The following is an 11878-nucleotide window of genomic DNA, read 5'->3' as shown; positions in this document are numbered from 1 at the left end:
TTCACAATTCCACGTCCCGCGTAGGACTGCGGTCGCGTTTGAACTCCAGTTCATCGTCCAGGCCGGCCAGTGGGGAAGCCTGCATGAACTCCACCAGCGACGCCTGGCGCTGCGACAGGCGCTCGAATGCTGCGCGCGACAGCACCACGGCCACCGAGCGGCCATGCAGCGTGATGTCCTGCGGCCCTTCCGCCTCGGCACGCTTGACGACTTCCGAGAGCCGCGCCTTGGCTTCCTGCATTTGCCATGAGTGCATGTCAGTCCTTTTCTGACCAGAATGGTCAGAGTTTAGGCCCATGCTCTTTTCCCATCTGCCCGCAGTCCTGGTTTGGGATGTCCCAAGTTGTCCCGGGTCAAAGCCACCAAGGGGGGTTGACACTCCCGCCACGACACCCGGCGTGGCGCGGGCGACAGTGCCGGCTTTCCTGAACGAAGCCGGCATTGCAGTCCATGACCGAGAAGAACATGAACCACGGCCGCCTCGTGCTGGGCGTGGCCAGCCTGGCGGCGGTGGTGGCGACGGGCGTCACGGTGTGGGCCTTCATGCGCCGCCGCAGCCAGGGCGGCGCGCAGCCCGGGGCGGACGCGCCGGACGCGCCGGGTGGCGATCCGGCGCATTCCGACGCGGCCTTGCGCGCGCAAACGATGTCGGGGTGCTCGCAGTGACGGCGGGGGCGGCCCGCTTCACTCGCACCTGAAGCTGGCCGCGTCCTCGATGCTGCCCGAGCCGGCGTACTTCGCGACCTTGGGATAGGGGCACAGCGGCCGGGTGCGGCCCGGCCACGGCGAGGTGGCCGAGGCCTTGGCGACGATGCTCTCCGGCGCGGTACCTTTTTCCACCCACTCCACCAGCGGCGTGAGCGCGTCGTAGAGATCCGTGGCCGGACCGCGCGAGTTGGAGCAGTGGTTCATGCCCGGCACCAGGAACAGCCGCGCGAAGTCGCCGGTGGCCGCTGCGCCGCCGTTGGCCTCGGCCAGGCGACCGTAGTAGTCGATGGTGTCGTTGGCCGAGAAGATCGCGTCGCTCGTGCCGTGCACCAGCAGCATCTTGCCGCCGCGAGCCTTGAAAGCCGCCACGTCGGTGGATGTGGTGTTGTAGATGGCTGCGTAGGCATCGAGCCGAGCCGGATCGGTGTCGAAGTTGAACGCGAGGTAATCGAACGAGGGGTCGGGCGGCGTGAAGAACTCCAGCTTCATGGCGTCGCCGGCAATGAGCGTGGCGTTGCGCGAGTTGGGCTCGGCCGTGGTGGAGGTGCCCAGACGCCAGTTGCGCCAGTCGGGGGCGCTGATGCCCGCGTCCCAGGGCCAGGTGGCGTAGAGCTGCTGGCCGGTCGAGTTGCGCGGCCCGCCGAAGTCGCGCTTGAGCGCCGTCACCTGCTCGGCCGTGAGGCATTCCGCCGTCTTGGCGCCGCTGCACTGCAGCACGGCGGGGTCGAAATTGCAGGCCGACGGGTTGGCGGCGACGATGCCGTCCACCGCGCCGTCCAGGCCGTCGCAGCGCTCCAGCACCTTGTTGGACACGAGCTTCAAGTCGGCATCGGACAGCGCCTTGCTCAGGATGCGGGCGCCGTTCTCCACCGGCGCGGCGTTGGTGTAGCCGATGGTGCTCCACACCGAGGCCAGCGTCGCTTCCTTGGCGACCTTGATGGCCGGCGCATTGGCCGCGACGCCGTCGAAGTGGTTGGGAAAGCGTTGCGGGAACAACAACGCCTGGCGCCCGCCGCCGGAGCAGCCGACGAAGTAGGAGCGGTCCGGGGCGCGGCCGTAGGCGCGCGCGATGAGGTCCTTGGCCGCCAGCGTGACCTTGTCGTAGCTGTTGTAGGCATGGTCGATGCGTGCCTGCGCGTCCAGCCCGAAGCTCGCGTCCGTGACCTGGTGTCCGGCGTCGGTGGTGACGACGGCGAAGCCCTTGGCCAGTGCGCTGGTGCCCAGCCCGCTGTTGGAGCCCTCATTGCCGGCCAGCGCGCCGATGGCCGGGCGCACCACGCCGTCGTTGCCGCCGCCGCCCTGGAACATGAAGCGGCCGTTCCAGGCCTTGGGCAAGCGCAGCTCGAAGCCGGTGTGGTAAGGCTTGCCATCGCTGCCGGTGCGCGGGTTCATCTTGCCCGTGACCACGCAGTGCTCGGGCAGCGTCACGGTCTGCACCACCGTGCCGGCCGCGGCGCTGGTGGCGCTGAGCGTGGTGCCGGCCAGTGCTTGCTGAGCAATCTGCTCGCAGCTCAGGGCCAGCGCGGTTTCCGCGGGCGGGGTGGCGGGCGTGCCGCTGCCGCCGCCGCAGGCGGTAAGCAGCGTGGCACAGGCGGCGGCCAGGATGCCGGGTCGGGACGGGATGCTTGCCTGGAGGTACGGCATGAAGTTCCTTCAATCAGCCTTGAAGCCGCTGGCCTTGACGATGCCGGCCCAGCGCTGCCCTTCGGCGCGGACCATGCGCTCGGTGTCGGCGCGTCCCACGCCGGTGACGCTGAAGCCGGCTTCCTGCAGCTTCTGGCGCACCTCCGGGGCCTGCACTGCGGCGACGGCCTGGCGGCCGAGCTGATCGACCACCGCCGCCGGCGTGCCCGCGGGCACGAACAGCGCGAACCAGGCCGAGAAGTCCAGCTTCGGCCAGCCGGCCTCGGCGAAGGTGGGCACCTCCGGCAGCAGGGGCGAGCGCGCGGGCGCCGTGGTGCCCAGCGCGCGCAGCTTGCCGCCCTTGACCTGCGGCACCGCCAGCGCGGTGGAGACGAAGGCGGCACCCACGTCGCCGGACACCAGCGCCGTGATGGCGTCGCCCGTGGCGCGGTAGTGCACCGGCTCGATGCGGAAGCCCGCCTGTTCGGCCAGCAGCTCCGCGCCGAAATGCCCCGGCGTGCCGGCGCCGAAGGTGGCGAAGTTGACGCGGTCCCGGTTCGCCTTGGCCGCGTCGATGAAGCCCTTCACGTCCTTCACCGGCGAGGAGGCGGGCACGACCAGGATGAAGTCGGATCGCACCACTTCCGCCACGGGGATGAGCTCGCGCGCCGGGTCGTAGGGCAGCTTGCTGTAGGCGGCCGGTGCGATGGCGATGGAGCCGACCTCGCCCAGCAGCACCGTGGTGCCGTCGGGCGCGCTCCTGGCCACGGCCTGCGTGGCGATCTGCCCGCCGGCGCCGGCGCGGTTGTCGATGACGAGCGGCTGCTTCATCAGCTCGCCCAGCTTCTGGCCCAGCGTGCGCGCCACCACGTCCGGGCCGGTGCCCGGCGGGAAGCCCACGACCAGTTTCAGCGGGCTCTGCGCGAAGGCGCCCAGCGCGGGCAATGCAAGCGTGCTCAGGAGCAGGTGGCGGCGGCGCATGGCAGAAGTCTCCTTGTCGTGATGCGCGCCAGTGTGGGGGAGCGGCGCGCCGCGGCTGTCATCCCAGAGTGCGACAGCGCGCGGGCCGTTGCGCGCGCAGTGATTTCCCTGCAAAGCGGCTGAGTCACCCTGGCGGCCGCCGTCGCGGCGGCGGCGGCCGGGCCGGCACGCCCTGTCCGGCCCATCCCGCCCGGGCCAACCCCGAAGACGCCGCCGCGGCGCTGGCCGACTCGGCCTCGCACGCCCGGGTGTTCGGCCACCTGGCCCGCACGCAGGGCGTGCCCGCCAGCTGCCGCGGCGATGCCGAGCGCATCGGGGAGGGCACGCCCGCGCGCGCCGCCTGGGTCGAGTACCGCTGGCGCGACGGCACCTCGTACCGGCTGGAGACGGTGCAGCCCGAAGTCTCGCGCGTGGTCATCCACAAAGCGGCGGGCCTGCCGAAGGGCGTGATGGAGCAGCTGCGCCTGGACCTGCGCGCCGCCGGCCTGCGCATCGACTGGGACCGCGCCACCGGCACGGGCGCCGGCGACGGCGAGCTCGCCATCGCCGAATACCGCGACCCCACCCCGGGCCGCCACGCCGTCGTGCGCATCGGCAGGGACGGCAAGGGCCAGGTGGTGCAGGCCGCCTGGAGCGTCGGGCCGCAGTAGGGGCGGCCCGGCTGCCCGCGCCGTCATCCTCTGGGCTGACGGCGCCCGGCGCCGCGGCGGGCCACGATGGCGCCATGACGCCTTCCGAGCCTGCCGCCATGCCCGACACACCCGCCATCCCGCCCGCGCCCGCGCTCGATTTCCTGTGCCGCATCACCTGCGAAGTGGGTGCGCTGGTGACGCTGGGCGACGCGCCGCTGGGCGAGCGCCGCTACGTGCCGCTGGGCGGCGGCACGGTGCAGGGGCCGGAGTTTTCCGGCGAGCTGGTGCCCGGCGGCGTGGACTGGCAGATCCAGCGCCGCGACGGCGTCACGGAGATCGCCGCGCATTACGTGCTGAAACTTGCCGACGGCAGCCTGGTGGAGGTGCAGAGCAGCGGCCTGCGCCACGGCCCGGCCGAGGTAATGGCGCGACTGGCACGCGGCGAGGCCGTGGCGCCGAGCGAATACTTCTTTCGCACCCTCGTGCGCTTCACCACCGGCGCGCCGGCCTGGGCGCACCTGAACCGGGTCATGGCGATCGCGGTGGGGCAGCGCGAGGCGCGGAGGGTGGTGCTGGACCTCTACCGGCTCGGCTGAGCGAGCCCGCTGGGCCGCGTGCCCGGCACGAACGCCGCGAACAACTCGCTCTTGAAGCGGATGTCCAGCCGCCCGAACGCCCGCGCCCGGTAGGTCTTCACCGTGGCCAGGCTCAGCCCCAGGTCGGCGGCGATGCCGTCGTAGGTCATGCCCTGCAGCAGCCGCTCCAGCACGTCGAGCTCGCGCTCGGTGAGCGCGGCGCAGCGTTGGCGCAGGACCTCGCGCGGGCTGGTGCCGTCCGCATCGGGAACGGATCGTTCGTCCTGCCACTCGGCATGGCGCGCCACCGCGGCCAGCAGCGCGGGGGCGAGGGCACCGAAATTCGCGACCTGGTCCTCGCCGAAGCGGCCGTGCCTCCCGGCACCGTCGTGGCGGTAGAGGTTGACGGCCAGCAGCGAGCCGTCGCGCTCCAGCCGCGCCACCGACAGCCGCTCCACCATGCCGTGGCGCAGGTAGATCGCCTGCCGGTGGTCGGCGCTGGGGGCCTCGTCGGCATGCATGCGCAGCATCACCGCGCCGCCCGGATGGGCCTGCGCGCGCACGGCGTCGAAGCTGCGATCGCGCCGGTACAGGCCTGCGTCGCGGTACACGGCGAAGCAGTCGCCCGTGGTGTCGGGCACGCCGCGGCTGGCCGACAGGTGCATGGTCGGCGGGCGTTGCGGCCGCAACCGGTACACCGCCCACGAGGCGGCGCCCACTGCCGGCTCCAGCGCCGCCAGCGCGGCGGCGGCGAAGTGCGGGCGTCCGACGGCACCGATCACGGCCGCCAGCGCCAACTGCGCCGCATCGGGGCGCGGCGCGCTCAAAGTCCAGGACTGCATGGCTTGTCTCCTTGCGCGCAGTTGGGCTGCCTACTACTCCGCCATCCCCGCTGCAGCCTCCAGCACCTGCGCTGCCCCGCGCGGATCGCCGCGCAAGCTCTCCAGTTGCGCCAGCAACGCCTGCAGCTCCGGCAGCAGCTGCGTGAAGAACACCGCCGCCGTGGCCTGCTTGCGCCGGTCGAAGGCGTCGCTCGCACCGCCCTGCGCCGCCACGCCGTCGGCGCGCGCCCACAGCGCCGCCAGCAGCGCCAGGCCGCAGGCCCGCAGCACCACCGGCGCGGCCAGGCCGGCCGGGGTGTCGGCGTCCATTGCGGCGCGCAGGTTCGCAATGAGTCGCCCGGCCGCCTCCGCCGCCGGCCCGGCCCAGGCCGACCCCGTGTCCCGCAGCAGCCGCGACAGCAGCTGCTCGAAGGCCTGCGCCCGGTCCGGCAGCAGCCGGCGCTGCCACAAGTCCAGCGCCTGGATCTCGTTGGTGCCCTCATAGAGCATCGACACGCGCAGGTCGCGCAGCCGCTGCTCGATGCCCCACTCGCTGACGTAGCCGTGCCCGCCGAACACCTGCAGGCAGTCGCTGACGGACGTGAAACCCTGGTCGGTGAGCAGCGCCTTGACGATGGGCGTGAGGAGGGACGCCTCGCGCAGCGCCAGCGCGCGCGCGTCGGCGTCCGGGTGCGCATGCGCCTCGTCCAGCCGCAGCGCGGTCCACAGCGCCAGCATGCGCCCGCCCTCGGTCCAGGCCCGCGTGCGCGCCAGCAGCCGCTGCACGGGCGCGTGGCGCAGGATCGGCGCGCCGCCCTGCACGCGCTCCGCGGCGTAGGCCGTAGCCTGCGCCAGCGCCGCGGCCGCCGCGCCCACGCCCTGCAGCCCGACGTTGATGCGCGCCGCGTTCATCATCACGAACATGGCGTTGAGCCCGCGCCCGGGCTCGCCTACCAGCCAGCCCGTGGCGCCGTCGAAGCGCAGCACGCAGGTCGGGCTGGCGTGCAGGCCCATCTTCTCCTCGATGCGCTCCACGGCCACGGCGTTGCGCGTGCTGTCGGGCAGCCATTTGGGCACCAGGAACAGGCTCAGGCCGCGCGAGCCCGCAGGCGCGTCGGGCAGCCGCGCCAGCACCAGGTGCACGATCTGGTGCGTGAGGTCATGGTCGCCGCCGGAGATGAAGATCTTGGTGCCCTCGACCGCCACGCTGCCATCGCCGCGCGGCGTGGCGCGGGTGCGGCAGCCGCCCAGGTCGCTGCCGGCCTGCGGCTCGGTCAGCGCCATCGTCACCAGCGACGCGCCGCTGGCCAGATCGCCCAGGTAGCGGGCCTTCAGTTCCTCGCTGCCATGCGCGCGCAGGCAGGCGTAGCCGCCGTGCAGGATGCCGAAGTACATGCCCCAGCCCGGGTTGGCCGCGCTCACGGCCTCGTGCAGCACGGCGTCCACGACATGGGGCAGGCCCTGGCCGCCGTCGTCGGGGTGGCAGGCCAGCAGCGGCCAGCCGGCCTCGACGAAGTCGCGCCAGGCCGGCGCGAAGCCGGCCGGCGCATGCACCTGGCCGCCGTCGAGCCTGCAGCCTTCGCGGTCGCCTGACGCGTTGAGCGGCGCCAGCACGCCATCGGCGAAGGCGTGCGCGGCCTCGGCCACCTGGTCGATGAGCTCGGCATCGACCTCGGCAAAGGCCGGCAACTGCACCAGCGCTTCGGGCGCGCGCAGCAGCCGCTGCAGCACGAAGCGGGTATCGCGCAGGGCGTCGGCGCTCATGCTCGTCAAGCCTCCGGCGTGAAGCCCACCCGCTTGACGATCGGCGCCCAGGCCGCGTTCTCCTCGCGCACCATCTTCTGCAGCTCGGCCGGGGTGTTGGCCGAGGCCTCCAGGCCGAGCTGCGCGAAGGCGTCGATGGTCTCCTGCGTGGACACCGCCGCCTTGATCGCAGCCGCGGCGCGGTTGACGACGTCCGCCGGCGTCTTCGGCGGCATGAAGAAGCCGTACCACTCCTGCATCGTCAGCGTCTTGAAGCCCTGCTCGGCGTAGGTCGGCACGTCGGGCAGGAAGCGCGAGCGCTTCTCGCCCGAGGTCGCCAGCACGCGCACCTTGCCGCTCTTGATGTGGGGGAGGTGGTCGCCGATGGGCGAGCTCATGGAGGCGACCTGCCCGCCCACCAGGTCCGTCACGCCCGGGGCCGAGCCGCGGTAGGGCACGTGGTTGAGGTCCACGCCGCTTTCCTTGGCCAGCAGCGCGGCCACGAAATGGTTGGGCGAGCCCGCGCCCGGCGTGGCGTAGTTGGCCTGTCCCGGATGGGCCTTGGCCCAGGCCAGGAAGTCCCTGAGCGTCTTCACGCTCTCCGGCACCGCCGGGCCCACGGCGAGCGCGAACTGCACCACGGCGCCGGTGCACACCGGCGTCACGTCCTCGATGCCGTAGCTGATGCTGCGGTAGATGTGCGGGTACAGCGTGATCATGGCCGCCGGCGTCAGCAGCATGGTGCTGCCATCGGGCGCGCTGCGCTTGAGCTCCTCCACCGCCAGGCGCCCGCCCACGCCGGGCTTGTTCTCCACCAGGGCCACCCTGGCGAAGCTGCCGCGCAGCTTTTCGGCGACGCGGCGCGAGACGGCGTCGGTGGTGCCGCCGGCGGGGAAGCCGCACAGCACGCGGGTCTGCTCCACCAGCGTCTGCGCCAGCGCGATGCGCGGCAGGCCCATCAGGGCGAAGCCGCCGCCGGCGGCGGTGGCCAGGAACTGTCTGCGGTCGAAGGTCATGGTCGGGTCTCCTGAGCGTTGTATGCGGTTGCCGGGGCAACCTGTTGGTGTGTTTGTGTCCGGACGGGAGCGGTCGAAGCCGAATCAGCGCGGCGCCATGCGCAGCGCGCCGTCGAGGCGGATCACCTCGCCGTTGAGATGCCCGTTGGCGGCGATGTGCGCCGCCAGCTGCGCGAACTCCTCGGGGCGGCCGAGCTGCTTCGGGAACGGGATGGAGGCGGCCAGCGACTGCTGCACCTCGGCGGGCAGCTCCTGCAGCAGCGGCGTGGCGAACAGCCCCGGCGCGATGGTCATGACGCGGATGCCCCACTGCGCCAGGTCGCGCGCCAGCGGCAGCGTCATGGCGGTGATGCCGCCCTTGGACGCGGCATAGGCTTCCTGCCCCACCTGCCCGTCGAAGGCGGCGACGCTGGCGGTGTTGACGATCACGCCGCGCTCGCCGGCGGCATTGGCCGGCTCCAGCTTCGCGGCCTGCGCGGCGAAGAGGCGCACCACGTTGTAGGTGCCCACGAGGTTGACGCGCACCGTGCGCTCGAAGTCGGCCAGCGGGGCGGGCGAGCCGTCGCGCTGGATCACGCGCTTGGCGCCGCCGATGCCGGCCACGTTCATGAGGATGCGCGCCGGCCCGAAGCTTTCATTCGCCGCGGCCAGCGCCTTCAGGACGCTGCCCTCGTCGGTGATGTCACAGTGCAGCCCCAGGCCGCCGATGTCGCCGGCCACGCGCCGGGCGCCGGCCTCGTTGACGTCGAGCACCGCCACCCGGGCGCCCAGCCGCGCGAGCTCGCGCGCCGTGGCCTCGCCCAGACCGGAGCCGCCGCCGGTGACGAGGGCCACCTGTCCGTGGATGTCCATGTCCGTTCCTTGTGCGTTGACTGTTCTTGTTCGCCGTGAGCCGGTAGGAGCAGCATCACCGCTTCGGCAGGATCAGCCACGGGTCGCTGCCGTCGTACATCGCCTCGACCAGCGCCGCGCGGCTGGCGAGCACGGCGCGCTGGTTGATGGAGCCCTTGTCCGTGACCTCGCCCTTGTCCAGCGACGGCGGCTCGGCCAGCACGTGCAGCCGCGCCACGCGGTTGGCGCTGCCGGTGCCCTCGGCCCAAAGCTTGTCGGCGAGCTGCTGGAAGAACTCGCGTACCGCCGGGTGGTGCAGCACCTCGGGCGCCGGCGTGCGCGAGGCCAGGCCGGCGAGCTTGCGGCACTCGTCCAGGCGCGGGAACACCATCAAGCCCACCTCGGCGCGGTTCAGGCCCGTGACCACCGCGTCCTGCACGCAGGGCGCGCCGGCCAGCAGCACCTTGCTGCGCAGCGGGCCCACGCTCACGAAGGTGCCCGTGCCCAGCTTGAAGTCCTCGGCCAGGCGCCCGTCGAAGAGCAGGCCCTTCTGCGGATCGGTCGGGTCGATGAACTTCACCGCGTCGCCGGTGCAATAGAAACCCTCGTCGTCGAAGGCCTCGGACGTCTGCTCCGGGTTGCGCCAGTAACCGGGCATGACGTTGGGGCCGCGGAAGCGGATCTCCACCTTGTCGGCCACCGGCACCAGCTTCACTTCCACGCCGGGGCAGGGCAGGCCGACCTGGCCGGTCTGCAGCTCCTTGTTCAGCGCGAAGGTGCAGGACGGCGCCGTCTCGGTCATGCCGAGGCCCGTGATCATCAGGATGCGCTCGCCGATGGTGGCCTCGGCATGCGCGTGCAGCTTGTCGAGCGTGGCCTGCGACAGCACCGCGCCGGCGTACTTGAACATCCTCACACGGGCGAAGAGGGTCTTCCTCAGCTGCTCGTCCGTGTCCATCGCCGCGGCGATCTCGTCGAAGCCGCGCGGCACGTTGAAGTAGATGGTGGGCGAGATCTCGCGCAGGTTGCGCAGCGTCTCGGCCATGCCGCCGGGCGTGGGGCGGCCGTCGTCGATGTAGAGCGTGCCGCCGTGGTAGAGCGTGATGCCGACGTTGTGGTTGCCGCCGAAGGTGTGGTTCCAGGGCAGCCAGTCCACCAGCACCGGCGGCTCGTCCTCCAGGAACGGGTAGGCCTGGGTGGCCATCTGCAGGTTGGCGCACATCATGCGCTGCGTGTTGACCACGCCCTTGGGCGCCTTGGTCGAGCCCGAGGTGAACAGGAATTTCACGATGGTGTCGGGGCCGACCGCGGCATGCGCAATTTCCTCGCGCGTGCCGGGCTCGGTGGCCACCAGCTCGGCAAACGGCGTCACCGGGCCGCTCTCCAGGCTGCCCTCGGTCAGCACCACTTCCACGTCCGGGCCGGCCACCGCCTCGATGGCCTTGGCGAAGCGCGCGTCCGAGGCGAACACCAGGCCCGGCGTGGTCACGCCGAAGATGTGGCGCAGCTTGGCGTAGTCGGTGGCCACCAGCGAGTAGGCCGGCGAGATCGGCACGTAGGGCACGCCTACCCACTGCGCCGCGGTGGCGAGGATGAAGTGCTCCAGGTCGTTGTCCGAGAGGATGGCGATGGGACGCTCCACCGAGAGCGGCCGCGTGGCCAGCGCCTGGCCCACGCGCTGCGCCAGGTCGAGCATCTGCGCGTAGCTGATGCGCCGCCAGTCGCCGCCCAGGGCCGGGTCGCGCTTGGCGACGAAGGTGCGGTTCGGCGCCACGCGCGCCCAGCGCTCCAGACGGTCGGTGAGCCGCGCCGGGAAGGGCTGCAGCGGCTCGGTCGAGCGCAGGACGAGCTCGCCGCCGCTGCGCTCCTCGATGGTGGCCGACAGGCAGCCGCCCACGCGCGCCGCGCGGTACTTGGCCAGGATGCTCATGCTCTTTGTCTCCTCGTGTCCCGAAGCCGTCGGGCTCAGGACTTCACGACCTTGCCGGCGCGCTTTTCCAGGAAGGCCTTGAGCCGCTCCTGCGCGTCGGGCGTGCTCTCGGCCACCGCCGCCATCAGGCTCTCGGTGAACAGTCCTTCGGACTGCGCCTGGTCGGCGATGCGCGGCAGCGCGTGCATCACGGCGTAGTTGCTCATGGGCGCGTTGGTGGCGATGCGCCGCGCCAGCTCGATGGCCTTGCCCAGGCCCTCGCCGTCCTTGACGCGGTACTGCACCAGGCCGGCATTGAAGCCCTCGTCGGCGTCGTAGACGCGGCCGGTGAGCATCAGGTCGGTCATGCGCGCCACGCCGATCAGGCGCGGGATGCGCACCGAGCCGCCGCCGCCGACGAAGATGCCGCGCTGCCCTTCGGGCAGGCCGAAGTAGGCGGAGTCCTCGGCGACACGGATGTGGCAGGCGGAGGCCAGCTCCAGCCCGCCGCCCACCACCGCGCCGTGCAGCGCGGCGATCACGGGCACGCGGCCGAACTGCACCGCGTCGAAGGCGGCATGCCACATGCGCGAATGCACCACGCCCGCGCCGATGTCGCGCGCCACCAGCTCCGACAGGTCCAGCCCGGCGCAGAAGTGCTCGCCCTCGCCGCTGATCACCACCGCGCGCGTCTCTTCCGGCAGGTTCACGAACGCCGTGTGCAGCTGCTGGATCAGCGGGTCGCTGATGGCGTTGCGCTTGGCCGGGCGCATCAGCCGGATGTGCAGCACGGGGCCGGCGCCCTCGACGCGCAGCAGGTCCAGGGAGGCCAGCAGGCCGGCGGCGGGGGTGAAGTCGGGTTGCATGGTGCGGGTGCGGATGTGCTTGCGTTGATGGTTAAGAAGCTTAATCATCTGGTCGGGCGGGTGTTTGGGTGTTTTCCCGGATGATCGGCGTGTCGTCGTTGTGGTCTTGATCGACATCAGGGGAATCCCGATGCTGTACACCATGAATAGTTAATAGACTTAATCACATGTTC

The 11878-nt window shown here is 71.9% G+C and carries 12 protein-coding genes; 3 read left to right on the top strand and 9 right to left on the bottom strand.

From position 1 onward, the window contains the following. Position 1: 1 nt before the first annotated feature. Positions 2–256: a type II toxin-antitoxin system Phd/YefM family antitoxin gene (locus FJ694_RS16935; protein ID WP_157268422.1), complete on the bottom strand. Its 255-nt coding sequence runs from the start codon at positions 254–256 to the stop codon at positions 2–4. A gap of 194 nt (positions 257–450) precedes the next feature. Between FJ694_RS16935 and FJ694_RS16930 the strand changes: the two genes are divergently transcribed. Further along, on the top strand, positions 451–666 hold the full coding sequence (locus FJ694_RS16930; RefSeq protein ID WP_157268421.1) for a hypothetical protein: 216 nt from the start codon (positions 451–453) through the stop codon (positions 664–666). A gap of 18 nt (positions 667–684) precedes the next feature. Here the strand turns inward: FJ694_RS16930 and FJ694_RS16925 are convergent, their stop codons facing one another. Both FJ694_RS16925 and FJ694_RS16920 read right to left on the bottom strand, forming a co-directional pair. Further along, on the bottom strand, positions 685–2352 hold the full coding sequence (locus FJ694_RS16925; RefSeq protein WP_157268420.1) for a tannase/feruloyl esterase family alpha/beta hydrolase: 1668 nt from the start codon (positions 2350–2352) through the stop codon (positions 685–687). A 9-nt stretch (positions 2353–2361) separates the two neighbouring features. Next, positions 2362–3312: a Bug family tripartite tricarboxylate transporter substrate binding protein gene (locus FJ694_RS16920; RefSeq protein WP_157268419.1), complete on the bottom strand. Its 951-nt coding sequence runs from the start codon at positions 3310–3312 to the stop codon at positions 2362–2364. Positions 3313–3380: 68 nt separating this feature from the next. Between FJ694_RS16920 and FJ694_RS16915 the strand changes: the two genes are divergently transcribed. After that, positions 3381–3962 (top strand): hypothetical protein, encoded by a 582-nt coding sequence (locus tag FJ694_RS16915; protein ID WP_157268418.1) that lies wholly within the window; start codon positions 3381–3383, stop codon positions 3960–3962. A 74-nt stretch (positions 3963–4036) separates the two neighbouring features. Next, a complete protein-coding gene (locus tag FJ694_RS16910) occupies positions 4037–4540 on the top strand; it encodes a DUF3237 domain-containing protein (RefSeq protein WP_157268417.1) in 504 nt (167 codons plus the stop codon). Here the strand turns inward: FJ694_RS16910 and FJ694_RS16905 are convergent. From FJ694_RS16905 to FJ694_RS16880, 6 genes are all read right to left on the bottom strand, one after another. Beyond that, complete coding sequence (locus FJ694_RS16905) at positions 4525–5361, bottom strand: helix-turn-helix transcriptional regulator (protein WP_157268416.1); 837 nt, start codon at positions 5359–5361, stop codon at positions 4525–4527. The genes FJ694_RS16910 and FJ694_RS16905 overlap by 16 nt on opposite strands. 33 nt (positions 5362–5394) lie before the next feature. Next, positions 5395–7104, bottom strand: a complete 1710-nt coding sequence (locus FJ694_RS16900) for an acyl-CoA dehydrogenase family protein (RefSeq protein ID WP_157268415.1) — start codon at positions 7102–7104, stop codon at positions 5395–5397. Positions 7105–7109: 5 nt separating this feature from the next. Next, a complete protein-coding gene (locus tag FJ694_RS16895) occupies positions 7110–8099 on the bottom strand; it encodes a Bug family tripartite tricarboxylate transporter substrate binding protein (RefSeq protein ID WP_157268414.1) in 990 nt (329 codons plus the stop codon). An 84-nt stretch (positions 8100–8183) separates the two neighbouring features. Next, positions 8184–8951 carry an SDR family NAD(P)-dependent oxidoreductase gene (locus tag FJ694_RS16890; RefSeq protein WP_157268413.1) on the bottom strand — a complete coding sequence of 256 codons (768 nt, stop codon included), beginning with the start codon at positions 8949–8951 and terminating at the stop codon, positions 8184–8186. A 55-nt stretch (positions 8952–9006) separates the two neighbouring features. Beyond that, positions 9007–10860, bottom strand: a complete 1854-nt coding sequence (locus FJ694_RS16885) for a feruloyl-CoA synthase (protein ID WP_157268412.1) — start codon at positions 10858–10860, stop codon at positions 9007–9009. 35 nt (positions 10861–10895) lie between these two features. Then, the gene (locus tag FJ694_RS16880; protein ID WP_157268411.1) at positions 10896–11705 is read right to left on the bottom strand and encodes a crotonase/enoyl-CoA hydratase family protein; all 810 of its coding nucleotides are present in this window, start codon (positions 11703–11705) and stop codon (positions 10896–10898) included. Positions 11706–11878: the final 173 nt, after the last annotated feature.

The organism is Azohydromonas aeria (genome assembly GCF_009760915.1).
In the GTDB taxonomy this organism is placed as follows: Bacteria; Pseudomonadota; Gammaproteobacteria; order Burkholderiales; family Burkholderiaceae_C; genus Azohydromonas; species Azohydromonas aeria.
Note: the sequence above shows the minus strand (reverse complement) of the source record. Positions and strands in the feature narration are given on the sequence as shown.

Bases quoted from the DNA above. Each gene is read 5' to 3' on its own strand.
- FJ694_RS16930 (WP_157268421.1), top strand. From the start codon at position 451: ATGACCGAGAAGAACATGAACCACGGCCGCCTCGTGCTGGGCGTGGCC.
- FJ694_RS16920 (WP_157268419.1), bottom strand. From the start codon at position 3,312: ATGCGCCGCCGCCACCTGCTCCTGAGCACGCTTGCATTGCCCGCGCTG.
- FJ694_RS16935 (WP_157268422.1), bottom strand. From the start codon at position 256: ATGCACTCATGGCAAATGCAGGAAGCCAAGGCGCGGCTCTCGGAAGTC.
- FJ694_RS16895 (WP_157268414.1), bottom strand. From the start codon at position 8,099: ATGACCTTCGACCGCAGACAGTTCCTGGCCACCGCCGCCGGCGGCGGC.
- FJ694_RS16885 (WP_157268412.1), bottom strand. From the start codon at position 10,860: ATGAGCATCCTGGCCAAGTACCGCGCGGCGCGCGTGGGCGGCTGCCTG.
- FJ694_RS16880 (WP_157268411.1), bottom strand. From the start codon at position 11,705: ATGCAACCCGACTTCACCCCCGCCGCCGGCCTGCTGGCCTCCCTGGAC.
- FJ694_RS16905 (WP_157268416.1), bottom strand. From the start codon at position 5,361: ATGCAGTCCTGGACTTTGAGCGCGCCGCGCCCCGATGCGGCGCAGTTG.
- FJ694_RS16900 (WP_157268415.1), bottom strand. From the start codon at position 7,104: ATGAGCGCCGACGCCCTGCGCGATACCCGCTTCGTGCTGCAGCGGCTG.
- FJ694_RS16890 (WP_157268413.1), bottom strand. From the start codon at position 8,951: ATGGACATCCACGGACAGGTGGCCCTCGTCACCGGCGGCGGCTCCGGT.
- FJ694_RS16910 (WP_157268417.1), top strand. From the start codon at position 4,037: ATGACGCCTTCCGAGCCTGCCGCCATGCCCGACACACCCGCCATCCCG.
- FJ694_RS16925 (WP_157268420.1), bottom strand. From the start codon at position 2,352: ATGCCGTACCTCCAGGCAAGCATCCCGTCCCGACCCGGCATCCTGGCC.